The following is a 22,358-nucleotide window of genomic DNA, read 5'->3' on the forward strand; positions in this document are numbered from 1 at the left end:
CGCTTGAGTTTCATCGCGCGAGTACTGACCGGCCGGCGCGATCTCCTCGCGCCGGCCGCGTCATATCCGGAACGCTATCCCTGCCTGCTCGCCAGCGCGACGCGTGGCACGAAGCAAGCGCGCTACGACATGCTGCTTGCGCATGCCGGCGCATCGCTGACCCTGGCCAGCGATGGACGGTTGTACGACGAGCACGACGCCACGGTCGACGGCACGTTTCTCGATGCGCTGGATCGTGCATGGCGCGACGAGCGCACCGCGCCCACGGATGACGATTTGCCATTCCATGGCGGCTGGGCGATTTATCTTGCCTATGAACTTGTGGGTCAGATCGAGCCTTCGCTGAAGCTCCCCGTTGCCCGTGGCAAGTTGCCGGTGGCGCTTGCACTGCGCTGTCCCGCCGCGATCCTGGTCGACCACGTCAGCGAAACGACGATGCTGGTGGCCGAAGAGGGACAGGAGGTATGGCTCGACCGGATGGAAGCCGACCTCTCGGTCGCCAGCTTGCCGGCGCCGCTTGGCGTTCCAGAACAGATCGACGAAGACGCGCCGGATGCTTTCCTCGACGGCGTGCTGCGCATTCACGAACACCTGCGTGCGGGCGATGTTTTCCAGGTGAACCTGTCCCGGCAGTGGACGGCATCGTTCGCAGGCGATCCCTCGCCGTCTTCCCTGATGATGGCCCTGCGTGCCGCCAATCCGGCGCCGTTCGCCGGCATGCTGCAAGGCGCGGGCTGGTCCGTCGTCAGTTCGTCGCCCGAACGGCTGGTCGAATCGCGACGCGGCATGCTGCAGACGCGGCCCATCGCGGGAACGCGTCCTCGCGTCGACGGCGACGATCACGATGCGCGTATCCGCGAACTCACCGCGCATCCCAAGGAGCGTGCCGAGCACGTCATGCTGATCGATCTCGAGCGCAACGATCTCGGGCGCGTCTGCGTGCCGGGCACCGTGGAGGTCGACGAGTTGATGGTTGTGGAAAGCTACGCGCACGTTCACCACATCGTGTCGAACGTGCGGGGCAGGGCACGCGCGGACGTCACACCCGGGCAGGTCGTCGCGGCGACGTTCCCCGGCGGCACCATCACCGGTTGTCCCAAGGTGCGCTGCATGGAGATCATCGGCGCCATCGAGGGCGTACCGCGCGGTGCCTATACTGGCGCACTGGGATATCTCGACCGGAACGGCGACATGGATCTCAATATCCTGATCCGCACTTTTACGGTCGAAGGCGATCGCGTGTCCTGGCGCGCGGGCGCCGGCATCGTGACGGATTCGGTGCCGGAGCGCGAACTGGCCGAAACACGCGCCAAGGCGCGCGGCCTGCTTCGCGTGTTCGGCGGAACGGCATGAGCGACGACGCGCCGCGTCTGTCGGTCGACGGCCGTGCGGTCGATACGGTATCCGCACGCGATCGCGGCTTCCTGTACGGCGACGGTCTGTTTGAAACGCTGCGCATCGTCGGCGGGCGTGTTCCGCTATGGGCGCGTCATGTGCATCGGCTGACCGAGGGTTGCGCACGGTTACGCATACCGGCGCCCGACGCCAGTCATCTGCTTGGCTGGATACATGAGCTTATCGATGACTGGGACGACGCCACGTTGCGCCTGACGTTGAGCCGCGGCGAGAGTGCTCGCGGTTATGCCATACCCGAACTCCCGCATCCCACTGTCGCGATGAGCGCGCAGCGGTCGGCGTTACCGTCCGCCGCGGACTATCGCGACGGCATCGCGGTCCGGTTGTGCGAAACCCGGCTGGCCTTGCAGCCGGCACTTGCCGGCATGAAACATCTCAATCGCCTGGAACAGGTGCTTGCGCGATCCGAATGGGCCGGCGACACATGGGGCGAAGGTCTGATGCTCGATACGGAAGGGCATGTCGTCTGTGCGACGGCGGCAAACCTGTTCGCCGTTTTCGATGGCGAGCTGATGACGCCGCCGGTCGATGCCTGCGGCGTGGCCGGCGTCGCGCGCGCGGAAATCCTCGCGCTGACGGGCGCAACCGTGTCCCATCTGAACCCGGCTCGACTGCATGAGGCCGATGAGGTCTTCCTCACGTCGGCTGTTCGGGGCATTCTCCCCGTCCGGGTTTCAGATGCCCGCGAGTGGCGGACCGGACCCATCACGCGTCGATTGCAGGCGCACTGGTGCGATCTTGGCCTGCCGTTGCCGGGTGTAACGCAGGAATCGAACGAATGAAAGTACGTGGCATCGCCGTCTGGCGTGTCCTCATCGTGGTGGTCGTGTTGGGCATGGTGGCTGTCGGCACCTGGATCGGTTACGACTGGCATCGCTTCGCGGGTGCGCCTCTGTCCATTGCGGCGCAGGGTCAGAGTATCGACGTGGCGCGCGGCGCTTCCTTCAAGGACATCGTCCGGCAGCTGAGGCAGCGCGACGTCTCGGATGCCTCGCCGCTGTACTGGCGCCTGCTGTCGTTCCAGATGCACGTCTCCGGCCGGTTGCACGCGGGCGAATTCGCGCTGGTGCCGGGCATGACGCCGCGCGACCTCCTGTCGAACATGGCGACGGGCAAGGTCATGCAGCGTAACGTCACGATCGTCGATGGCTGGACGTTCGCGGACATGCGTCGCATGCTCGCCACCGTGGACACGATCGCGCACGACACGGCCGGTCTCGACGACGACGCGGTCATGAAGCTGGTGGGCGCCGAAGGAGAGCAGCCGGAAGGCCGCTTCCTTCCCGAAACCTATGCTTACGTGAAAGGCGACACGGAGTCCGGCATCTTCAAGCGGGCTTATGCCGCGATGACGAAGACCCTCGACAGTGCATGGGAAAAGCGGGCGCCGGATCTGCCGCTGGCCACGTCCTACGAGGCGCTGATCATGGCATCCATCGTCGAGAAGGAAACGGGACGGGCGGACGAGCGTCCGCGCATCGCCGGCGTCTTCATGCGCCGGCTTCGCCTGCATATGATGCTGCAGACCGATCCGACGGTGATCTACGGCATGGGTGCCGCGTACGAGGGCAATGTGCGCAAACGCGACCTGACCACCGATACGCCCTACAACACCTATACGCGCTTCGGCCTTCCGCCGACGCCGATCGCTTTGCCGGGCCGGGCCGCCATCGAGGCGGCGCTGCACCCCGTCGACGGCACCGAACTTTATTTCGTCGCGCGCGGCGATGGCAGTCATGTGTTCTCATCGACGCTCGACGAGCACAATCGGGCGGTCGCCTGTTTCCAGCTGAAGCGTTGCCAGTGAGCGAATCCATGCCAATCACACGCGGTCGTCTCATCACCCTCGAAGGTGGCGAGGGTGCCGGCAAGAGCACGCTGCTCTCGGGCCTGCGCGAGTTGCTGCGCGCCCATGGCATCGATCCCCTGATGACGCGCGAGCCCGGTGGTACGCCCGTGGGCGAAGCCGTTCGCGCGGTCGTGCTGGATGCCTCGCGCAGCGAATTGTGTCCCGAGGCCGAACTATTGCTGATGTTCGCTTCGCGGGCGCAATTGGTACGCGAAGTCATCGCGCCGGCGCTGGCCGCCGGCCGCTGGGTGCTGTGCGATCGTTTCACCGACGCCAGCTACGCCTATCAGGGAGGCGGTCGTGGACAGCCTGTCGAGCGCATCGCCGAACTCGAGAACTGGGCCGTGGCCGGTGTCGTGCCCGATATCACGCTGCTGCTCGACCTGCCGGTAAGCACCGGCCGCGCACGTGCCGCGGGTCGTGGCGAAGCCGACCGGATCGAGGTCGAAGCCGACGCATTCTTCGAGCGCATCCGGGATGCGTATCGCGCCCGTGCTGCCGCCGAGCCCGGCCGCTTCCGCCTGATCGACGCCAGTGCGACGCCCGACGCCGTGCTGGCGCAGGCCGGTGCGGCGCTTGCGCCGCTGTTCGACGGAGTGACGTCGTGACGTTGCGTCTGTGGCACGCGGAAGCATGGCAGCGCCTGCAGGCGCGTCGCGAACGCGGTGCGTTACCTCATGCGCTGCTGCTTGCCGGCGCCGCCGGTCTGGGCAAGCGCGACTTTTTGCATACTTTCGCCCAGGGCCTGCTATGCCAGCAGCCTGCCGACGGCGTGCCTTGCGGCACCTGCCGCAGCTGCCATTTCTTTGTCGCGGGTACGCATCCGGATGTCGTGCAACTGAGCTTCGGTCTGCGCAAGGACGGCGTGCAGCGAAGTGAAATCGTGGTCGACCAGATCCGCGATCTGTCCCAGCGGTTGTCCATGTCCAGCCAGTTCGGCGGCTGGCAGGTCGCGACGATCGATCCGGCCGATGCGATGAATGCGCCGGCGGCCAATGCTTTGCTTAAAACGCTGGAAGAGCCATCGCAGGCGACCATGCTGATCCTGGTGGCCGATGCGCCGTCGCGCCTTCCCGCGACCATTCGCAGCCGTTGCCAGCGGATCGATTTCGCCGTGCCTTCGCGCGACGAATCGTTGGCATGGCTGACCGCCGAAGGGGTGAAGGATCCCGCGGCGGCGTTGCTCGCGGCGGGAGGAAATCCGGGCATGGCGCGCGACTGGGCAACCGATGGCGCCCTGAAGCAGCGCTCCGAAGTACGCGGCGACCTGCTTGCTCTGGCTACCGGGCGTGGCGACGCGGTCGAGATGGCCAAGCGCTGGCAGACTACCGATCCGTCGCGATACCTCTGGTTCGCGGCCCAGGCCGCGACCGACGAACTGCGCGCACGGGCCGAAGGCACGAAGTCGCCACTGGAAAGTACCCTCGACGACGAGGCGCTGGATGCCTGGTACGGTCAGGCCAATCGCGCGCGGGACTCGCTGCGCGGTCCCCTGCGTGCCGATCTTGTCCTGCTCGAACTGCTTGCGGCCTGGCGTTGACGTCCATTTGCCGGGTCGTACCGTTCTAATCGTCCGAACGCGGCGTTGCCGCCGCATAAGGAGTCAAGCTTGACGACCGGGTTCGTCCTCGACGCTTCCACGCGCCTTCTCGTCGTTTCGCCTCATCCGGACGACGAATCGCTTGCGACGGGCGGTCTGATCCAGCGGGTATTGACGGCCGGCGGCCGCGTGGATGTGTTGCTGCTGACCGATGGCGACGACAATCCCTGGCCACAGCGCTGGCTGGAACGCCGGATCGTTATCGACAACGCGGCGCGCAGGCGCTGGGGGACGCGGCGGCGGGGCGAAGTCGCATCGGCGCTCGCGCGACTCGGTGTGGCGGCCGACCGGCTGCATGCCCTCGGCTGGCACGATATGGCGGTGACCACGGAGCTTCGTCGCCGGCACGGCAAAGTGATCGAAGCCATCGGAGCGGTCCTGAACTCGGTTTCGCCCACCCTGGTCGTCATGCCCGCACTGGGCGATCGTCATCCCGATCACAGTGCCGCCCACGTCCTGTCGCGGCTGGCGCTCGCGCGCAGCGGCCTGCCGGCTGAGGTTCTTACGTATCTGGTCCACGGCAAGAAGACCGAGGCGGACAAGGTTACGTTACCTGTCGATCCGGTCATGCAGGCGGTCAAGCGCGAGGCCGTGCTGGCCCATGGGACTCAAGTGGCCCTGAGTCGCGGCCGTATGCTCGGGATCGCGGATCGGCCCGAATGTTTCGGAGGCATCGCGACGGCCGGAACCGAGCGGCGCCTGGCGCTGCCGTGGCGGCCCGCGCCATGGCTGCAAAGGCGCCTGCGGCTGGTCGCGGCCGACGATCGCGGCGTGATGGACATGGCCTGGAACGACGCGCCGCTGGAGCGGGAAGGGCGGGACTGGGTCCTGTTGCTGCGCGATGCGCCGGGACCGTCCTTCGTGAAGATGACCGCGGATCTGGATACGTTGTGGATTTTCGACAGGTGGGGGTGGGTGGCTGCTTGAGGGGCGAAGAGCTGTAGGTCGCACCTTGCTATAACCGATTACCTCGCCCTGGGCCCCTGCCTGCGCAGGGGCGACGGCGAGTCTCGCGGAAACGCCTAAGTAAACCTCAACGTCGCCCCTGCGCAGGCAGGGGCCCAGGGCGAGGTAGTCGGTTTTCGCCCTGTCGTGCCTACACGCTCTTGTAGCCACACCCACCCCATGGCTACGATGGACTCCACCCCGGGGACGCCATCGCATGACAACCACAGCTACCTCCCCACGTCAGGGCATCATGTCCCTCAAGGTCAAGGACGTGAACGCCCTCTACATCGCCTATATGCCCTTCCTGAAGGGCGGTGGCCTGTTCGCGCCCACCGCGCAGCGCTACAACCTTGGCGATGAAGTGGTATTGCTGGTGACGCTCATCGACGAGAACGAGCGGCTGTCCGTCGCCGGTCGCGTGGTCTGGATCACGCCCATCGGCGCCCAGGGCAATCGCACCGCCGGCATCGGCGTGCAGTTCAATGAAACGGGCGATGGCGAGGCGGCACGCGCCCGTATCGAGGCCTTGCTGGCCGGCACGCTCTCCTCGGAACGACCGACGCAGACGATGTGATCGTCGCCGTCACGCGGCGCGGTGTAACAGGGGTTGCTTACGATACCAGCGCCCTCTGACCGGACGATGTGCGTCTTTGCACCAGATGGATCCGCTTTTTGCCCGTTAAAGGCTTGTCGGAATACCTGCACGGACTGGTACAATAGATCGGTTCCCAACTTTGATTGTGGATATCTGGAGCCGTCAGCGCACTCAAGGCGCGTGACCGGATCGATACGTTTTTGGATCGATTCGATCGGACGACTCTGGCGCCCCTAGCCGGACCGCTCGTCCCCCGCCGACGGTCACTGATGCGCCCGCATGGCGCGGAGGTACGCTGCATCGTGCTTGCCCAATACTGGCCCGTTCTGTTGTTCATCGCCGTTGCCGTCGGCCTGGGCATCGTCCTGCTTCTGATCGGCATGCTCGCCGGCCCGAGTCGACCCGACTCCGAAAAGCTCGCACCGTACGAGTGCGGCTTCGAAGCCTTCGAGGATGCGCGCATGAAGTTCGACGTGCGCTATTACCTCATCGCCATCCTCTTCATCATCTTCGATCTCGAAATCGCGTTCCTTTTCCCGTGGGCGGTGGTTTTCGACAAGATCGGCGCGATAGCCCTGATTGAAATGGCGCTATTCCTCGCCCTCCTGGTGGTCGGTTTCGCTTACGTCTGGAAGAAGGGAGCGCTCGAATGGGAGTGATGTCCAGCATCGACCGGGTGATGCATAACCCGGAGCCGCTCAACCTCGTCGACGATATCCTTCGTCCGGGTGGCGACAGTCCCGTTGTCCAGCGCGGTTTCGGTACGACCAGCATCGATGCCCTGATGAACTGGGCGCGTACCGGTTCCATGTGGCCGATGACCTTCGGTCTGGCCTGTTGCGCCGTCGAGATGATGCACGCGGGTGCCGCGCGCCTCGATCTCGACCGTTACGGCGTCATCTTCCGTCCCAGCCCGCGCCAGTCCGACGTGATGATTGTCGCCGGCACGCTGGTGAACAAGATGGCTCCGGCGCTGCGCAAGGTCTACGACCAGATGCCCGAGCCGAAATGGGTTATCTCCATGGGTTCGTGCGCCAACGGTGGCGGTTACTACCACTATTCCTATTCCGTGGTTCGCGGCTGCGACCGCATCGTGCCGGTGGACATCTACGTGCCGGGCTGTCCGCCCACGGCCGAAGCCCTGATCCACGGCATCCTGCAGTTGCAGAAAAAGATCCGTCGCACCCACACGATCGCGCGATAAAGGGCTGTCATGAGTGCTATTCCACAGACCTCGCTGGTCGAACGGCTTGCCGCGCGCTTCGGCGACATGCTTTCCGTGATCGTTGCCCGCAACGAAGTCACCGCCGAGCTTGCCGCGGCCGATCTCACGGCCGTCGCCACCGCGCTGCGCGACGAAGCCGATTTCCGTTTCAGCGTCATCATCGACGTGTGCGGTGTCGACTATCTCGGCTACGGCCAGACCGAATGGGAAACCGATACCTCGCAGGGCGACAGCTTTTCGCGTGGCGTCGAAGGCCAGGCCATGGGCCGCTTCACCTGGGCGGAACGTCCGCGCAACGTCGAGCAGCCGCGTCGCTTCGCCGCCGTCATCCATTTGCTGTCGCTCGAGAAAAACCAACGCATCCGCCTGCGCGTGTTCTGCGAGGACGACGCGTTCCCGGTCGTGCCGTCGATCACTCCGATCTGGCCCGGTGCGGACTGGTTCGAACGCGAAGCGTTCGACATGTACGGCATCATCTTCGAAGGTCATCCCGATCTTCGCCGCATCCTCACCGATTACGGTTTCGTCGGTCATCCGTTCCGCAAGGACTTTCCGCTCATCGGAAACGTCGAAGTGCGTTACGACCCCGAACAGAAGCGCGTTATCTACGAACCGGTATCGATCGAGCCGCGCGTGCTTGTCCCGCGCACGATCCGCAACGACGCCGACCTCGATCAGGCCAGGGCGGAAGCCGCCGACCGCTGGCGGGAGAACTGAGCCGTGCAAGAGATCCGCAATTACACGATGAACTTCGGTCCGCAGCATCCCGCGGCCCACGGCGTGCTGCGCCTGGTGCTGGAGATGGATGGCGAGACCGTTGTGCGCGCCGATCCGCATGTGGGACTTCTGCATCGCGGTACGGAAAAGCTCGCCGAATCCAAGCCGTTCAATCAGTCGATCGGCTACATGGATCGCCTCGATTACGTGTCGATGATGTGCAACGAGCACGCGTATGTCCGCGCCATCGAAGGCCTCATGGGCGTCGAAGCGCCGATCCGCGCGCAGTACATCCGCACGATGTTCGACGAGATCACGCGCATCCTGAATCACCTCATGTGGGTGGGTTCGAACGCGCTCGATCTTGGCGCCATGGCCGTGTTCCTCTACGCGTTCCGCGAACGCGAAGAGCTGATGGACGTCTACGAGGCGGTGTCGGGCGCGCGCATGCATGCCACGTACTACCGTCCGGGCGGTGTCTACCGCGACCTGCCGGACCAGATGTCGAAGTACCGCGAATCGCCGTGGCACAAGGGTACGGACCTCAAGCGTCTTAACGCATGGCGCGAAGGTTCGATGCTGGACTACCTCACGGAGTTCACGAACGATTTCCCGGCACGCGTCGACGAATACGAAAGCCTGCTGACCAACAACCGTATCTGGAAACAGCGTACGGTCGGTATCGGCGTCATTCCTCCCGAGAAAGCCAAGGCCTGGGGCATGACCGGCGCCATGCTGCGCGGTTCGGGTATTGAATGGGATCTGCGCAAGAAGCAGCCGTATGCCGCTTACGCCGCGATGGATTTCGATATCCCGCTGGGCGTCAACGGCGACTGCTACGACCGTTACCTGGTCCGCATGGAAGAAATGCGCCAGTCGAACAACATCGTCAAGCAGTGCATCGCGTGGCTCAAAGCCAACCCGGGCCCGGTGATGGTGCAGAACTACAAGGTCGCGCCGCCCAGCCGCGAAGAGATGAAGAGCGACATGGAAGCGCTGATCCATCACTTCAAACTCTTCACCGAAGGGTATGGCGTGCCTGCGGGCGAAATCTACGCCGCTGTCGAAGCGCCCAAAGGCGAGTTCGGCTGCTATCTCGTCTCCGATGGTGCGAACAAGCCTTTCCGCGTGCATCTGCGCGCGCCGGGCTTCGCGCATCTGTCATCGATGGATGCCGTCGTCAGGGGCCACATGCTGGCCGACGTGGTCGCCATGATCGGTACCTACGACCTCGTCTTCGGCGAAGTCGATCGCTAAGGCGATGGAGTAAAAGACTATGAAAGCCACCGGACATTACGAGCAGGTCAAGGACGTCGATCCGTACGCCGTGCTCAACGACCACACCCGTCAGCACATCGACCACTGGGTGACCAAGTTCCCGCCGGATCGCAGGCGCTCCGCGCTGATCCAGTCGCTGATGGCGGCGCAGGAACAGAACAACGGATACCTCGACGACGCGCTGATCACCGCCGTCGCGAAGTACCTCGAACTGCCCGCGATCTGGGCGTACGAGGTTGCCAGCTTCTATTCCATGTTCGAGACGAAGCCGGTCGGCCGCAACAACGTCGCCATCTGCACGAACATCTCGTGCTGGCTGAACGGTGCGGAAGGCCTGGTGCGTCATTGCGAAGGCAAACTCGGCATCAAGACGGGCGAGAGTACCGCCGACGGGCGCATCTACCTCAAGCAGGAAGAAGAATGCCTGGCGGCGTGCTGCGGCGCGCCGATGATGGTCGTCAACGGTCATTACCACGAGCGTCTCACGGCCGATAAGGTCGACGAGATCCTCGACGGTCTGAAGTGAGGTTACGGTAATGGCAACGACAACCGGCCCCGTCGGTCCCGCACCGCAGGAACACCAGGTCGTTTATACGACCCTGCATTTCGACAAGCCCTGGTCCCTCGAGAGCTATCTCAAGGTGGACGGCTATAAGGCGTGGCGCAAGATCCTCGCCGAGAAGCCCGATCCGGCCGCGCTGATCGAGGAAATCAAGAAGAGCGCGCTGCGTGGACGCGGCGGCGCTGGCTTCCCGACCGGCCTGAAATGGTCGTTCATGCCGCGCACCGCGCCGGGCCAGAAGTACATCCTCTGCAACTCGGACGAATCGGAGCCGGGCACCTGCAAGGACCGCGACATCCTGCGCTTCAACCCGCATGCGGTGATCGAAGGTCTTGCCATCGCGTGTTACTGCACGGGTTCCACGGTTGCCTACAACTACCTTCGCGGCGAGTTCCACCACGAACCGTTCGAGCATTTCGAAGAAGCGCTGAAGGAAGCCTACGAGGCGGGTCTGCTCGGCAAGGGCATCGGCGGTACCGATATCGACGTCGACGTGTATGGCGCGCTGGGTGCCGGTGCATACATCTGCGGCGAAGAAACCGCGCTGATGGAATCGCTGGAAGGCAAGAAGGGCCAGCCGCGCTTCAAGCCGCCGTTCCCGGCCGGCTTCGGTCTGTATGGCCGTCCGACCACGATCAACAACACCGAAACCTATGCGTCGGTGCCGGCCATCCTGCGCAACGGCGCGGAGTGGTTCCTCAATCTCGGCAAGCCGAACAACGGCGGCCCGAAGATCTTCTCGGTCTCCGGTCACGTCGCCAACCCGGGCAATTTCGAAATCCGCCTCGGCACATCGTTCTCCGATCTGCTGGCCCTGGCCGGCGGACTCCGTCCGGGTCGCAAGCTGAAGGCATGCATCCCCGGCGGTTCGTCGATGAAGGTGCTCACGGCCGACGAAATCATGGCCTGCACCATGGACTACGACTCGCTGCAGAAGGCGGGTTCGGGTCTGGGCTCCGGCGCCGTGATCGTGATGGACGACAGCACCTGCATGGTTCGCGCCACGCAGCGCATCGCGCGCTTCTATAAGGCCGAGTCCTGCGGACAGTGCACCCCGTGCCGCGAAGGTACCGGCTGGATGTACCGCGTGCTGACCGGCATCGTCGAAGGTCGCGGCACGCAGGAAGACCTGCATCGCCTGAAAGCCATTGCCGGCCAGATCGAAGGCCACACCATCTGCGCATTCGGCGAAGCCGCCGCGTGGCCGGTGCAGGGCATGCTTGCCAAGTTCTGGAGCGAGTTCGAGTACTACATCGAACACGGCCACTCGATCGTGGACGCGCCCGCCGAAGTCAACCGTGGAGTCGCTGCATGAGTGCGCAGCCCGTAGCCCATACCGCGCCGGATCTGGTCAACATCGAGATCGATGGCGTCCCCGTGCAGGTCGCCAAGGGATCGATGATCATTCAGGCCGCCGACGCGGTCGGCATCGCCATTCCGCGTTTCTGCTATCACCGTAAGCTTCCGATCGCCGCCAACTGCCGCATGTGCCTGGTGGAAATAGAGAAGATGCCCAAGCCGGCACCGGCCTGCGCCACGCCGGTAGGCGAGGGCATGAAGGTCTTCACGCGTAGCGACAAGGCGCTGAAGTCCCAGCGCAATGTGATGGAATTCCTGCTCATCAACCATCCGCTTGACTGCCCGATCTGCGATCAGGGCGGCGAATGCGAACTGCAGGACGTGTCGCTCGGTTACGGCCGTTCGGTTTCCCGTTACAACGAGCGCAAACGCTCGGTGGCGGACGAGAATCTCGGGCCGCTGATCTCCACGGAAATGACCCGCTGTATCCAGTGCACGCGCTGCGTCCGTTTCACCAGCGAAATCGCCGGTACGTACGAACTCGGCGGCATGAGCCGCGGCGAAAACCTCGAGATCGGCACGTACATTGGCAAGACGATCGAAAGCGAACTGTCGGGCAACATCATCGACGTCTGCCCGGTCGGCGCACTGACCAACAAGCCGTTCCAGTTCCAGGCCCGTGCCTGGGAACTCATTGCACGCCCGGGCATTGGCTACCACGATGCGCTGGGTTCGAACCTGTGGATGCACACACGCCGCGGCGAAGTGCTGCGCACGGTGCCGCGCGACAACGAAAGCATCAACGAATGCTGGCTGTCCGACCGCGACCGTTACAGCCATCAGGGTCTGTACTCGGCCGATCGCGTCACGGCGCCGATGGTCAAGCGCAACGGTACGTGGTCCACGACCACGTGGGACGACGCGTTGAGCGTCGCCGCAGAAGCGCTGCGTAGCGTCGCCGGTTCCGACCTCGGTTTCCTGGTGCACGGCGCCACGTCGAACGAAGAGGGCGAATTGCTGGTTCGTCTGGCCCGCGGCCTCGGCAGCGCGCACGTCGATCATCGCCTGCGTCAGCTCGACTTCGCCGACAACGCCTTCGCGCGTCCGTTCGCGATGCCGGTGGCCCAGCTGGACAAGGTCAAGGCCGCGCTGCTGGTCGGCTCCGACCTGCGCCACGAAGTACCGCTTCTTAACCACCGCCTGCGTCAGGCCGTGAAGAAGGGTGCGAAGGTCTTCGCGGTCAATCCGGCTCACTTCAACTTCAATTACCCGTTGGCCGGCGAATCCGTCGCCGCACCGCACGCCCTCGTTCGCGAGCTGATCCTGCTGGCGAAGGCTGCCGTCGAAGCCGGTAACACGGTGCCGGACGCCATCGCTCCGGCGTTCGCCGGCGTGGAAACCACCGACGATCACCGCGACGCGTTCAAGGCGTTGCAGGGCGAGAGCACCGTGGTGCTGTTCGGCCATGCCGCCGCCACGCATCCGGAAGCGTCCTGGCTGCGCGCCATCGCCCGCTTCATCGCGACGGCGAGCGGCGCGGCATTCAACGAGATTCCGGTCGGCGCCAACGCGATCGGCCTGGCTTCTGTCGGTGTGCTGCCGACCGCCGGCGGTCTCGATGCGCGCGCCATGCTGACGCAGGCGCGCAAGGGTTATGTGCTGTTCAACGTCGAGCCGCCGCACGACTTCGCCGATGGCGCACTCGCGCTGCAGGCGATGCATTCGGCGCAGACGGTCGTAGCCTTCGCCGCTTATGCCAGCGATGCGCTGAAAGATTCGGCGGACGTCATCCTGCCCATCGGCCTCACGCCGGAAATCGACGCGACGCTGGTCAACGTGGAAGGCACGGCCCAGGTCGTCCTCGCGGGTGCGAAGGCACCGGGCGACGCGCGTCCGGGCTGGAAGGTGCTGCGCGCGCTTGGTGGCATCCTCGGCGTTGCCGGCTTCGAGTTCGAAGACCTTGCCGGTCTTCGCGACGGCTTCGTCGAGCGTCCGACCCTGGCACGTCAGGAACTGGCTTCGCGCCAGACGGCCGATGTCGCGTTCTCGCGTCTGGCCACGATGCCGATCTACCGTGCCGACGCCGTCCTGCGTCGCGCGGGCGCACTGAACTCGCATCCGCTGAACCGTGCCGCCGCCGCCCGCGTCAATGCGGACGACGCGCAGCGTCTCGGTCTGGTCGATGGCGGTCAGGCCCGCGTAGGCGACAACGTCGTTCTGCCGGTCGTCATCGATACGGCCGTGCCGGCCGGTGCGATCTGGCTGGAAAGCGCACACAACGAAACCGCGATGCTGCCCCCGTACGGTGCGGCCATCACTTTGAGCAAGGCGTAATCCATGGCCGAGCAACTCTACGACCACGTACTGATCCCGATCCTGTACATCCTGGCCATCGTTCTGCCGCTGGTTATCGGCGTGGCGATGTTCGTGTACTGGGAGCGCAAGGTCATCGGCTGGATGCACGTGCGCATGGGGCCGAACAAAATCGGTCCCCTCGGCCTTTTGCAGGCTTTCGCGGACGTCGTCAAACTGCTGATCAAGGAAGTGATCCTTCCGACCAACGCGAACAAGTTCCTGTACTACCTGGCGCCGATGCTGGCCCTGGTTCCCGCCCTTGCGGCGTGGGCCGTGATCCCGTTCAGCCCGCAGGTCGTGCTGGCGAACGTGAATGCCGGCGTGCTCTACCTGCTCGCGATGACCTCGATGGGCGTGTACGGCATCATCCTGGCCGGCTGGGCGTCCAACTCGCGTTACGCGCTGCTCGGCGCGATGCGTGCGACGGCACAGGTCATCTCGTACGAACTGGCGATGGGCATGTCCATCGTCTGCGTGCTGGTGCTGACCGGTAGCCTGAATCTCACCGCCATCGTCGATGCGCAGGCCGGTTCGAAAGGAATCCTCGACTGGTTCTTCATCCCGCTGCTCCCGGTTTTCATCATCTACTTCGTTTCCGGCGTCGCCGAAACGAACCGCGCGCCGTTCGACGTCGCGGAAGGCGAGTCGGAAATCGTCGCCGGTTTCCACGTGGAGTATTCCGGTTCGGCGTTCGCACTGTTCTTCCTGGCCGAGTACGCGAACATGATCCTGGTGAGCTTCCTCGCCGCGATCCTGTTCATGGGCGGCTGGCTCTCGCCGTTCCCGGCCTCGTGGGCGTTCGTCGGCCACGGCGGTTTCCACTGGCTGTTCATCAAGGCCTTCCTGTTCGCGTTCATGTTCCTGTGGTTCCGCGCCAGCTTCCCGCGTTACCGCTACGACCAGATCATGCGTCTGGGCTGGAAGGTCTTCATTCCCATCACCATCGTCTGGGTCCTCGTCGCCGGCTGCATGAAGTATTTCGGCTGGGTCACCATCGGCACGGGAGCCTGATTAAGCCATGTCCCGCGTAACCAATTACTTTAAAAGCCTGCTGCTCATCGAGCTGTTCAAGGGCATGGGCCTGACCATGGGTTACATGTTCAAGCCCAAGTACACCGTGCGCTACCCGATGGAGCACATTCCCAAGTCGAACCGCTTCCGCGGTCTGCATGCGCTGCGTCGTTATGCTAACGGCGAAGAGCGCTGCATCGCGTGCAAGCTGTGCGAAGCCGTGTGCCCGGCCCTGGCGATCACCATCGATTCGGCCCCGCGCCCGTCGGACGGTCAGCGCCGTACCACGCGTTACGACATCGATCTGTTCAAGTGCATCTTCTGCGGCTTCTGCGAAGAGAGCTGCCCGGTGGACTCGATCGTCGAAACGCATGTGCACGAGTACCACTTCGAACACCGTGGCGAGAACGTAGTCACCAAGGCGCAGCTACTGGCCATCGGCGATCGTTTCGAGCAGGACATCGCAGCCGCCCGCGCTCAAGACGCGGCTTACCGCTGAGCGCCGAGGATAACTGCCGATGAATTCCGACCTCCTGCAACTCCTGTGTTTCTATCTCTTCGGTGGCGTGGCCGTTATTGCCGCGCTGATGGTCATCACGCTGAAGAACTCGGTGCATGCCGTGCTCTCGCTGGTGCTGGCCTTTTTCAGCATGGCCTGCGTGTGGCTGCTGGCCGAAGCGGAGTTCCTCGCCATCGCCCTTGTCGTCGTTTATGTCGGCGCGGTGATGGTGCTGTTCCTGTTCGTGGTGATGATGCTCGACATCAAGCAGGAGGCGGTCCGCGAGGGCTTCATCCGCTACCTGCCGGTGGGCATCGTCGTCGCGGTGGTCATGCTGGTCGAGATGCTGGCGATGATCGGCGTGCGCGCCATGAGCACGCACACGCTCGGCCCCAATCCGGCCGGCGAGTCGAACGTCGCATGGCTGGGCCAGGCGCTTTACACGCAGTTCCTGCTGCCCTTCGAAATCGCCGCGCTCATCCTCACCGTGGGTATCGTCGCCGCTGTTGCGCTGACGCTGCGCCAGCGTGCGGGTGTCCGTCACCAGACCGCCGCGCAGCAGGTGGCCGTCAACGCCAGCGACCGTGTCCGTGTCGTGAAAATGGCCGTCGAGCATCCGGCATCCGTCTCGCCGGCCCCGGTCGTCGAACCGCCGCAGGAGAACGCACCGTGATTACGCTTTCCCATTACATCGTGCTCGGCGCGGTGCTGTTCTGCATCGCGGTGGCCGGCATCTTCATCAATCGCAAGAACGTGATCGTGCTGCTGATGGCGATCGAACTGATGCTTCTTGCGGTGAATACGAACTTCGTTGCCTTCTCGCGCTTCTTCGGCGACGTCGGCGGCCAGGTGTTCGTGTTCTTCATCCTTACCGTAGCCGCGGCGGAATCCGCTATCGGCCTGGCGATCCTGGTCCTGCTGTTCCGCAATCGCAGCACGATCAATGTCGCCGAAATCGACAGCATGAAGGGTTGAACCGATGAGTCTCTCGCTTTCGATCCTTCTGATCATCGCGCTCGCGCCGCTTGTCGGCGCCGTGCTCGCGGGCCTGCTCGGCCGTGTGATCGGCAGGGCAGGGTCACACACCGTCACCATTCTCGGTGTGGCCATTTCCTGCGGCCTGTCGATGTACGTGCTTTACCAACTGGTCTGGGGCGGCGCCGTTAACTTCAACCAGGACGTCTACACCTGGTTCGAGATCGGCAAGCTTCACGTCAGCGTGGGCTTCATGGTCGACCGCCTGACCGCCATGATGATGGTGGTGGTCACCTTCGTGTCGCTGCTCGTGCACGTGTACACGATCGGCTACATGAGCGACGACCCGGGCTACCAGCGCTTCTTCAGCTACATCTCGCTGTTCACCTTCTCGATGTTGATGCTCGTCATGAGCAACAACTTCATGCAGCTGTTCTTTGGCTGGGAAGCGGTGGGCCTCGTTTCGTACCTGCTGATCGGCTTCTGGTACAAGCGCCCGACCGCGATCTTCGCGAACATGAAGGCGTTCCTGGTCAATCGCGTGGGCGACTTCGGCTTCCTGCTGGGTATCGCCGCGATCCTGTATTTCCTGAACACGCTGGACTACCAGACCGCGTTCGACGCTGCGCCGACGCTGGTGGGCAAGACGCTGCAGATCACGCAGAACCACGCGTGGGACGCCGCCACGGTCATCGGCATCCTGCTGTTCATCGGTGCGATGGGCAAGTCGGCCCAGGTTCCACTGCACGTGTGGCTGCCGGACTCGATGGAAGGCCCGACGCCGATCTCCGCGCTGATCCATGCGGCGACGATGGTCACGGCCGGTATCTTCATGGTGGCGCGCATGTCGCCCATCTTCGAACTGTCCGATTCCGCGCTCAGCTTCGTCATGGTCATCGGTGCCACCACCGCGCTGTTCACAGGCCTGATCGGCATCGTGCAGAACGACATCAAGCGTGTCATCGCGTACTCGACGCTGTCGCAGCTGGGCTACATGACGGTCGCGCTCGGCGTGTCCGCCTATAGCGGAGCGGTGTTCCACCTGATGACCCATGCCTTCTTCAAGGCGCTGCTGTTCCTCGGCGCCGGCTCAGTCATCATCGGCATGCACCACGAGCAGGACATGCGTTACATGGGGGGTCTGCGCAAGTACATGCCGATCACCTGGATCACGATGTGGATCGGTTCGCTGGCACTTGCCGGTACGCCGTTCTTCGCGGGCTTCTACTCGAAGGACGCGATCATCGAGGCCGTCGGCGAGTCGCATCGCTGGGGTGCCGGTTACGCGCACTTCTGCGTGCTGGCGGGCGTGTTCGTCACCTCGCTGTACAGCTTCCGTTTGCTGTACATGACCTTCCACGGCAAGGAGCGCTTCAAGGTCGAGCACAAGCATGCCCATGGGCATGACGCTCACCACGACGACGATCATGGCCATCACACGCCGGGCGTCCTCGAACACGCGCCGCACGAATCGCCGTGGGTCGTTACGCTGCCGCTGATCCTGCTCGCCATCCCGTCCATCGCGATCGGCTTCCTTACCGTCGGTCCGATGCTGTTCGGCGACTGGTTCGGCAAGGCCATCCATGTGAACGAAGCGAACAACGTCCTCGCCGAAGTGGGCCACGAGTTCCATAGTGCGTTCGAGATGGGTATCCACGGCTTCACGGCACTGCCGTTCTGGCTGGCGTTCGCGGGCTTCGCGGTCGCGACGTATATCTATCTGTTCAATGTCGCGCTTGCCGGCAAGATCAAGAACGGCTTGCGGCCGGTCTACGAACTGCTCAATCACAAGTACTGGATCGACGAGCTCTACTTCGCCGTCTTCGCCAAGGGCGGTGTCGCCCTGGGTAACGGTCTGGCGAAGGTTGGCGACGGCCTCATCATCGACGGTGCCATCGTCAACGGTTCGGCAAGCCTGGTGCAGCGCATCGCCGGCGGTGTTCGCCGGCTGCAATCCGGATTCCTCTTCCACTATGCGTTCGCCATGATCCTCGGTCTCATCCTGCTTCTCGGCGGGTTCTGGCTGATCGGGCAATAAGGGAAACGAGCTTTATGAATCATTTGCTCAGCCTGCTGATCTGGCTCCCGGTGCTCGGCGCCGTGCCGGTCCTGCTATGCGGCTCCGACCGACCGTCCGCCGCGCGCTGGGTCGCGCTGCTGGTCGCGGTGGCTACGTTCGCCGCCAGCCTGGCCTTGCTGCCCGGGTACGACGCCGCCACCGGCACGATGCAGCTGGCGGAAAACGCCAGCTGGATTCCGACGCTCGGTATCCACTATGCGCTCGCCGTCGACGGTATTTCCGTCGCGCTGATCGTGCTGACCAGCTTCGTCACGATCCTGGTGATCGTCGGCGCATGGGAAATCATCCAGACCAAGACCCACCAGTACATGGCTGCCATGCTGGTGCTCGAAGGCCTGATGATCGGCGTGTTCTGCGCCACCGATGCGCTGCTGTTCTACGTGTTCTTCGAAGCCATGCTGATCCCGATGTTCATCATCATCGGTGTCTGGGGCGGCCCGCGGCGCGTGTATGCGACGCTGAAGTTCTTCATCTACACGTTCTTCGGCTCGATCTTCATGCTGGTCGGCCTGATTTACCTGTATCACAAATCCGGCGGTAGCTTCGCGCTGTCCGACCTGGCCCATCTCAAGCTCAGCATGACCGAGCAGAGCTGGTTGTTCTTCGCGTTCCTGATCGCCTTCGCGGTCAAGGTGCCGATGGTGCCGGTGCACACCTGGCTGCCCGATGCGCACGTGGAAGCGCCGACTGGCGGTTCCGTGGTGCTGGCGGCGATTATGCTGAAGATCGGTGGCTACGGCTTCCTGCGCTTCACGCTGCCCATCGTGCCGGATGCATCGGAAGCCTACGCGTGGCTGATCATCGTCCTCAGCCTGCTCGCCGTCGTTTACATCGGCTACGTCGCGCTGGTGCAGGGCGATATGAAGAAGCTGGTGGCGTATTCGTCCATCGCGCACATGGGCTTCGTCACGCTGGGTATCTTCATCGCCTTCCTGCTGGTCCGCGAAACCGGTAACACCGAGGCCGCACGCCTCGGCATGCAGGGCGCGATGGTGCAGATGATCTCGCACGGCTTCATTTCCGGCGCGATGTTTACCTGTATCGGTGTCCTGTACGACCGCATGCATACACGTCAGATCAAGGACTACGGCGGCGTGATCAACGTCATGCCCTGGTTCGCCCTGTTCTACGTACTGTTCGCCATGGCCAACAGCGGCCTGCCGGGTACCAGCGGTTTCGTCGGCGAGTTCATGGTTATCCTGGCCGCCTTCAGCGCCAACCCGTGGATCGCGCTGTTCGCCGCGTTCACGCTGATCATCGGCGCGGCTTACACGCTGTGGATGGTGAAGCGTGTCCTCTGGGGCGACATCACCAATCCGCACGTCGCCGAAATGAAGGATATCAACGGGCGCGAGATCTTCGTGCTGTCCGCTTTCGCCGCTGCCGTCCTGCTGTTCGGCATCTGGCCGCAGCCCCTCGTGCACCTGATGGACGCGTCCGTCGCTCGAATCGTCGAGCAGCTGGCGCTGACCAAAGTCTGAGCAGGAAGTATCCATGCCGAACGTCAACGACATCCTGATCCTGCTCCCCGAGATATATCTCGTGGTGGCGGCCTGCGTGCTGCTACTCCTCGACGCGTTTCTGAAACCCGCCCAGAAGGGCGTGATTCACTGGCTTTCCATCATCGTCCTCGTCGTTGCGGCGTGGCTGGTGTACGACGGTCAGCCGGCGCAGACGGTCACCGCCTTCAGCGGCATGTTCGTCCGCGATGGCGTCGCCGAAATACTGAAGGTGTTCTCGCTGCTGGTCACCGCGGTCATCTTCGTCTACGCGCGTCCTTACCTGCGTGACCGTTCCATTCCGATGGGCGAGTTCTATACGCTGACGATCTTCGCTTCCGTGGGCATCATGTTCCTGGTGTCCGCCGGTAGCCTCGTCACGGTTTATCTCGGTCTCGAACTGCTGACGCTGTCTTCGTATGCGCTGGTCGCGCTTAACCGCGATTCGGGTCTGTCGTCCGAAGCGGCCATCAAGTACTTCGTCCTCGGCGCGCTGGCTTCCGGTTCGCTGCTGTACGGTATGTCGATGGTCTACGGTGCGACGCACAGCCTCGACCTCGCCGCTATCCATGCCGCGGTTGCCGGCACGGAATGGCCGCAGCTGCTGACCTTCGGTCTGATCTTCATGATCGTGGGCATCGGCTTCAAGCTGGGCGCGGCACCGTTCCACATGTGGATTCCGGACGTCTATCAGGGCGCGCCGACCGCGGTGACGATCTTCATCGGTTCGGCCCAGAAGCTGGCGGCATTCGGTATGGCTTACCGCCTGCTCGCCACGGGCATGGGTAGCGCCGGTGCCGTCGGCGGTAGCGACGTGCTGGTACACCAGTGGCAGATCATGATCGCGGTGCTGGCGGTGCTGTCGCTGGCTATCGGTAATCTCGTCGCGATCGTGCAGACGAACCTGAAGCGTCTGCTGGCGTACTCCACGATTTCGCACATGGGTTACTTGCTGATCGGTCTGGTCAACGCTACGCCGGAAGGCTATTCGGCGTCGATGTTCTATGCGATCAGCTACGCACTCACCAGCGCCGCGGCGTTCGGTGTGATTCTGGTGCTGGCCCGCTCGGGCTTCGAATGCGAAGAGATCGACGACCTGAAGGGCCTCAATCAGCGTTCGCCGTGGTTCGCGTTCCTGATGCTGCTGGTGATGTTCTCGCTGGCCGGCGTGCCGCCGCTGTTCGGCTTCTTCGGTAAGTTGCTTGTTCTGCAGGCCGCCATCAGTGCGGGCATGTTGTGGCTCGCCATCGTTGGCGCGGTCGCCGCGATCATCGGTCTGTACTACTACCTGCGCGTGGTGAAGGTCATGTACTTCGACCAGCCGGTCGAAGGCACCGACGTACGTGCACAGTCGGATTTGCCGATGCGTTGGGTGTTGTCGATCAACGCGCTCGCGCTGCTGGTCCTTGGCTTCACTTGGGGACCGTTGTTCGCCTGGTGTCAGAAGGCATTCGGTTAAGAAGAAAGGGCGCCTGGGGCGCCCTTTTTCTGAGCGATATTTGTTCGCCCGCCTGCGCCGTCAACGTTCCGCAAAAAAAGTTGCGTGCAATCGCAACAAACGACTTGCAACAATCGAGCCACATCCCTATAATTGCTGAATCTGATGCGGGGTGGAGCAGTCTGGCAGCTCGTCGGGCTCATAACCCGAAGGTCGCAGGTTCGAATCCTGCCCCCGCTACCAGTTTTCTAAAAGGCGCAAACCTCTGGTTTGCGCCTTTTTCTTTGGGCGCTTTTTGCCGGCACTGAGTCACCTTCAGACCGTCGTTCCCGCGCAGGCGGGAACCCAGTACGGTGCACTCCGTTACCGCGATAGCGCCCGATCAGCTCTTCACTCTGGCGGATACATCGAAGCGTCGAGGCAAGGCCCCATCCGGCACCCTCGCCGTGCCCACGTCGCGCAATCGCTGCATCGCACTTCCGACTTCACGCGCGCTCCTACCGGGCACGGCAAGGGTGCCGGATGGGGCCACCAGCTGTGCAGCGGATGGGAGGAGAGTGCAAAATGACGGTGCTTTCGCGCGGGGTGACGAGTTATTCACTTTGGCTTGTTTGCTCCATGCAATAGACAAGATCATGTCGTTTCAATAGCGAGTTATTTCGATGAATAACAGCGCTTCATACGTCATTCGCGGCGCGGAAACCGCAGCCGATCTGCGGATCGCGCTGTCGCGCCATCCTGACGGTCTTTTCTTGGATCTGGCGACACTCAAGGCAATACTTCGTGCCTACGTGAATGGTCAATTGTCCGCCGACTTCCTTCTACACTGGGCAGAGTTCCTTGAGATGAATGAGAGCATCAGGGTTCCCGACGTCGAGTCCAGAGTGATCAATGACATTCTGTTTAGCTTGGCCAATCCAGAGATAAATCATCCGAACACTATTGAAAAAATACAGTCGTTGCTTGGGATGAACCCTCGTGACGACGTTTCGTAGTTCACGGTAGTTCTTAG

The 22,358-nt window shown here is 63.2% G+C and carries 22 protein-coding genes and 1 tRNA gene; all 23 read left to right on the top strand.

Annotated elements, in window-relative coordinates:
• The first annotated feature begins 3 nt into the window (after nucleotides 1-3).
• Nucleotides 4-1,353, top strand: a complete 1,350-nt coding sequence (locus AC3IR3_RS08270) for an aminodeoxychorismate synthase component I (RefSeq protein WP_489196429.1) — start codon at nucleotides 4-6, stop codon at nucleotides 1,351-1,353.
• Nucleotides 1,350-2,198: an aminodeoxychorismate lyase gene (gene pabC, locus AC3IR3_RS08275; RefSeq protein ID WP_489196430.1), complete on the top strand. Its 849-nt coding sequence runs from the start codon at nucleotides 1,350-1,352 to the stop codon at nucleotides 2,196-2,198. Before AC3IR3_RS08270 ends, pabC begins: the two co-directional genes overlap by 4 nt.
• Nucleotides 2,195-3,223, top strand: coding sequence for an endolytic transglycosylase MltG (gene mltG, locus AC3IR3_RS08280; protein WP_489196431.1), 1,029 nt, complete (start codon nucleotides 2,195-2,197; stop codon nucleotides 3,221-3,223). The genes pabC and mltG overlap by 4 nt, the downstream gene beginning before the upstream one ends.
• 8 nt (nucleotides 3,224-3,231) lie before the next feature.
• Nucleotides 3,232-3,873 carry a dTMP kinase gene (tmk, locus tag AC3IR3_RS08285; protein WP_489196432.1) on the top strand — a complete coding sequence of 214 codons (642 nt, stop codon included), beginning with the start codon at nucleotides 3,232-3,234 and terminating at the stop codon, nucleotides 3,871-3,873.
• On the top strand, nucleotides 3,870-4,805 hold the full coding sequence (gene holB, locus AC3IR3_RS08290) for a DNA polymerase III subunit delta' (protein ID WP_489196433.1): 936 nt from the start codon (nucleotides 3,870-3,872) through the stop codon (nucleotides 4,803-4,805). Before tmk ends, holB begins: the two co-directional genes overlap by 4 nt.
• A 69-nt stretch (nucleotides 4,806-4,874) precedes the next feature.
• Complete coding sequence (locus AC3IR3_RS08295; RefSeq protein WP_489196434.1) at nucleotides 4,875-5,792, top strand: PIG-L deacetylase family protein; 918 nt, start codon at nucleotides 4,875-4,877, stop codon at nucleotides 5,790-5,792.
• 235 nt (nucleotides 5,793-6,027) lie between these two features.
• Nucleotides 6,028-6,387 carry a PilZ domain-containing protein gene (locus AC3IR3_RS08300; RefSeq protein WP_132141477.1) on the top strand — a complete coding sequence of 120 codons (360 nt, stop codon included), beginning with the start codon at nucleotides 6,028-6,030 and terminating at the stop codon, nucleotides 6,385-6,387.
• A gap of 323 nt (nucleotides 6,388-6,710) precedes the next feature.
• The gene (locus AC3IR3_RS08305; RefSeq protein ID WP_132141478.1) at nucleotides 6,711-7,067 is read left to right on the top strand and encodes an NADH-quinone oxidoreductase subunit A; all 357 of its coding nucleotides are present in this window, start codon (nucleotides 6,711-6,713) and stop codon (nucleotides 7,065-7,067) included.
• The gene (locus AC3IR3_RS08310) at nucleotides 7,058-7,612 is read left to right on the top strand and encodes a NuoB/complex I 20 kDa subunit family protein (RefSeq protein ID WP_132141479.1); all 555 of its coding nucleotides are present in this window, start codon (nucleotides 7,058-7,060) and stop codon (nucleotides 7,610-7,612) included. Before AC3IR3_RS08305 ends, AC3IR3_RS08310 begins: the two co-directional genes overlap by 10 nt.
• A 9-nt stretch (nucleotides 7,613-7,621) precedes the next feature.
• Nucleotides 7,622-8,350, top strand: a complete 729-nt coding sequence (locus AC3IR3_RS08315) for an NADH-quinone oxidoreductase subunit C (protein ID WP_489196435.1) — start codon at nucleotides 7,622-7,624, stop codon at nucleotides 8,348-8,350.
• A 27-nt stretch (nucleotides 8,351-8,377) separates the two neighbouring features.
• The gene (locus AC3IR3_RS08320; protein ID WP_489196898.1) at nucleotides 8,378-9,607 is read left to right on the top strand and encodes an NADH-quinone oxidoreductase subunit D; all 1,230 of its coding nucleotides are present in this window, start codon (nucleotides 8,378-8,380) and stop codon (nucleotides 9,605-9,607) included.
• A 19-nt stretch (nucleotides 9,608-9,626) separates the two neighbouring features.
• On the top strand, nucleotides 9,627-10,154 hold the full coding sequence (nuoE, locus tag AC3IR3_RS08325) for an NADH-quinone oxidoreductase subunit NuoE (RefSeq protein WP_489196436.1): 528 nt from the start codon (nucleotides 9,627-9,629) through the stop codon (nucleotides 10,152-10,154).
• 10 nt (nucleotides 10,155-10,164) lie between these two features.
• Nucleotides 10,165-11,505 (top strand): NADH-quinone oxidoreductase subunit NuoF, encoded by a 1,341-nt coding sequence (gene nuoF, locus AC3IR3_RS08330; RefSeq protein WP_489196437.1) that lies wholly within the window; start codon nucleotides 10,165-10,167, stop codon nucleotides 11,503-11,505.
• Nucleotides 11,502-13,823, top strand: a complete 2,322-nt coding sequence (gene nuoG, locus AC3IR3_RS08335; protein WP_489196438.1) for an NADH-quinone oxidoreductase subunit NuoG — start codon at nucleotides 11,502-11,504, stop codon at nucleotides 13,821-13,823. The genes nuoF and nuoG overlap by 4 nt, the downstream gene beginning before the upstream one ends.
• A 3-nt stretch (nucleotides 13,824-13,826) precedes the next feature.
• On the top strand, nucleotides 13,827-14,855 hold the full coding sequence (gene nuoH / locus AC3IR3_RS08340; RefSeq protein WP_489196439.1) for an NADH-quinone oxidoreductase subunit NuoH: 1,029 nt from the start codon (nucleotides 13,827-13,829) through the stop codon (nucleotides 14,853-14,855).
• Nucleotides 14,856-14,862: 7 nt separating this feature from the next.
• The gene (gene nuoI / locus AC3IR3_RS08345; RefSeq protein ID WP_132141486.1) at nucleotides 14,863-15,354 is read left to right on the top strand and encodes an NADH-quinone oxidoreductase subunit NuoI; all 492 of its coding nucleotides are present in this window, start codon (nucleotides 14,863-14,865) and stop codon (nucleotides 15,352-15,354) included.
• A gap of 19 nt (nucleotides 15,355-15,373) precedes the next feature.
• Complete coding sequence (locus tag AC3IR3_RS08350) at nucleotides 15,374-16,027, top strand: NADH-quinone oxidoreductase subunit J (RefSeq protein ID WP_489196440.1); 654 nt, start codon at nucleotides 15,374-15,376, stop codon at nucleotides 16,025-16,027.
• Complete coding sequence (nuoK, locus tag AC3IR3_RS08355) at nucleotides 16,024-16,329, top strand: NADH-quinone oxidoreductase subunit NuoK (RefSeq protein WP_132141488.1); 306 nt, start codon at nucleotides 16,024-16,026, stop codon at nucleotides 16,327-16,329. Before AC3IR3_RS08350 ends, nuoK begins: the two co-directional genes overlap by 4 nt.
• Nucleotides 16,330-16,333: 4 nt before the next feature.
• Nucleotides 16,334-18,367 (top strand): NADH-quinone oxidoreductase subunit L, encoded by a 2,034-nt coding sequence (gene nuoL, locus AC3IR3_RS08360; protein WP_132141489.1) that lies wholly within the window; start codon nucleotides 16,334-16,336, stop codon nucleotides 18,365-18,367.
• Between the two features lie 14 nt (nucleotides 18,368-18,381).
• Nucleotides 18,382-19,890 (top strand): NADH-quinone oxidoreductase subunit M, encoded by a 1,509-nt coding sequence (locus AC3IR3_RS08365; RefSeq protein ID WP_489196441.1) that lies wholly within the window; start codon nucleotides 18,382-18,384, stop codon nucleotides 19,888-19,890.
• Nucleotides 19,891-19,903: 13 nt separating this feature from the next.
• Nucleotides 19,904-21,367 (top strand): NADH-quinone oxidoreductase subunit NuoN, encoded by a 1,464-nt coding sequence (nuoN, locus tag AC3IR3_RS08370; RefSeq protein ID WP_489196442.1) that lies wholly within the window; start codon nucleotides 19,904-19,906, stop codon nucleotides 21,365-21,367.
• Nucleotides 21,368-21,512: 145 nt separating this feature from the next.
• Nucleotides 21,513-21,589, top strand: a tRNA-Met gene (locus AC3IR3_RS08375).
• 419 nt (nucleotides 21,590-22,008) lie between these two features.
• The gene (locus AC3IR3_RS08380; RefSeq protein WP_489196443.1) at nucleotides 22,009-22,341 is read left to right on the top strand and encodes a hypothetical protein; all 333 of its coding nucleotides are present in this window, start codon (nucleotides 22,009-22,011) and stop codon (nucleotides 22,339-22,341) included.
• The last annotated feature ends 17 nt before the right edge of the window (nucleotides 22,342-22,358 follow it).

The organism is Luteibacter sp. GL_149, from assembly GCF_057834065.1.

What these genes read in the sequence shown, in the direction of transcription:
- nuoG (WP_489196438.1), top strand. Translation starts at nt 11,502, where the DNA reads ATGAGTGCGCAGCCCGTAGCCCATACCGCGCCGGATCTGGTCAACATC.
- AC3IR3_RS08365 (WP_489196441.1), top strand. Translation starts at nt 18,382, where the DNA reads ATGAATCATTTGCTCAGCCTGCTGATCTGGCTCCCGGTGCTCGGCGCC.
- mltG (WP_489196431.1), top strand. Translation starts at nt 2,195, where the DNA reads ATGAAAGTACGTGGCATCGCCGTCTGGCGTGTCCTCATCGTGGTGGTC.
- AC3IR3_RS08310 (WP_132141479.1), top strand. Translation starts at nt 7,058, where the DNA reads ATGGGAGTGATGTCCAGCATCGACCGGGTGATGCATAACCCGGAGCCG.
- AC3IR3_RS08315 (WP_489196435.1), top strand. Translation starts at nt 7,622, where the DNA reads ATGAGTGCTATTCCACAGACCTCGCTGGTCGAACGGCTTGCCGCGCGC.
- AC3IR3_RS08320 (WP_489196898.1), top strand. Translation starts at nt 8,378, where the DNA reads ATGAACTTCGGTCCGCAGCATCCCGCGGCCCACGGCGTGCTGCGCCTG.
- AC3IR3_RS08350 (WP_489196440.1), top strand. Translation starts at nt 15,374, where the DNA reads ATGAATTCCGACCTCCTGCAACTCCTGTGTTTCTATCTCTTCGGTGGC.
- nuoL (WP_132141489.1), top strand. Translation starts at nt 16,334, where the DNA reads ATGAGTCTCTCGCTTTCGATCCTTCTGATCATCGCGCTCGCGCCGCTT.
- nuoE (WP_489196436.1), top strand. Translation starts at nt 9,627, where the DNA reads ATGAAAGCCACCGGACATTACGAGCAGGTCAAGGACGTCGATCCGTAC.
- AC3IR3_RS08300 (WP_132141477.1), top strand. Translation starts at nt 6,028, where the DNA reads ATGACAACCACAGCTACCTCCCCACGTCAGGGCATCATGTCCCTCAAG.
- nuoI (WP_132141486.1), top strand. Translation starts at nt 14,863, where the DNA reads ATGTCCCGCGTAACCAATTACTTTAAAAGCCTGCTGCTCATCGAGCTG.
- nuoN (WP_489196442.1), top strand. Translation starts at nt 19,904, where the DNA reads ATGCCGAACGTCAACGACATCCTGATCCTGCTCCCCGAGATATATCTC.
- nuoF (WP_489196437.1), top strand. Translation starts at nt 10,165, where the DNA reads ATGGCAACGACAACCGGCCCCGTCGGTCCCGCACCGCAGGAACACCAG.
- AC3IR3_RS08380 (WP_489196443.1), top strand. Translation starts at nt 22,009, where the DNA reads ATGAATAACAGCGCTTCATACGTCATTCGCGGCGCGGAAACCGCAGCC.
- tmk (WP_489196432.1), top strand. Translation starts at nt 3,232, where the DNA reads ATGCCAATCACACGCGGTCGTCTCATCACCCTCGAAGGTGGCGAGGGT.
- nuoH (WP_489196439.1), top strand. Translation starts at nt 13,827, where the DNA reads ATGGCCGAGCAACTCTACGACCACGTACTGATCCCGATCCTGTACATC.
- pabC (WP_489196430.1), top strand. Translation starts at nt 1,350, where the DNA reads ATGAGCGACGACGCGCCGCGTCTGTCGGTCGACGGCCGTGCGGTCGAT.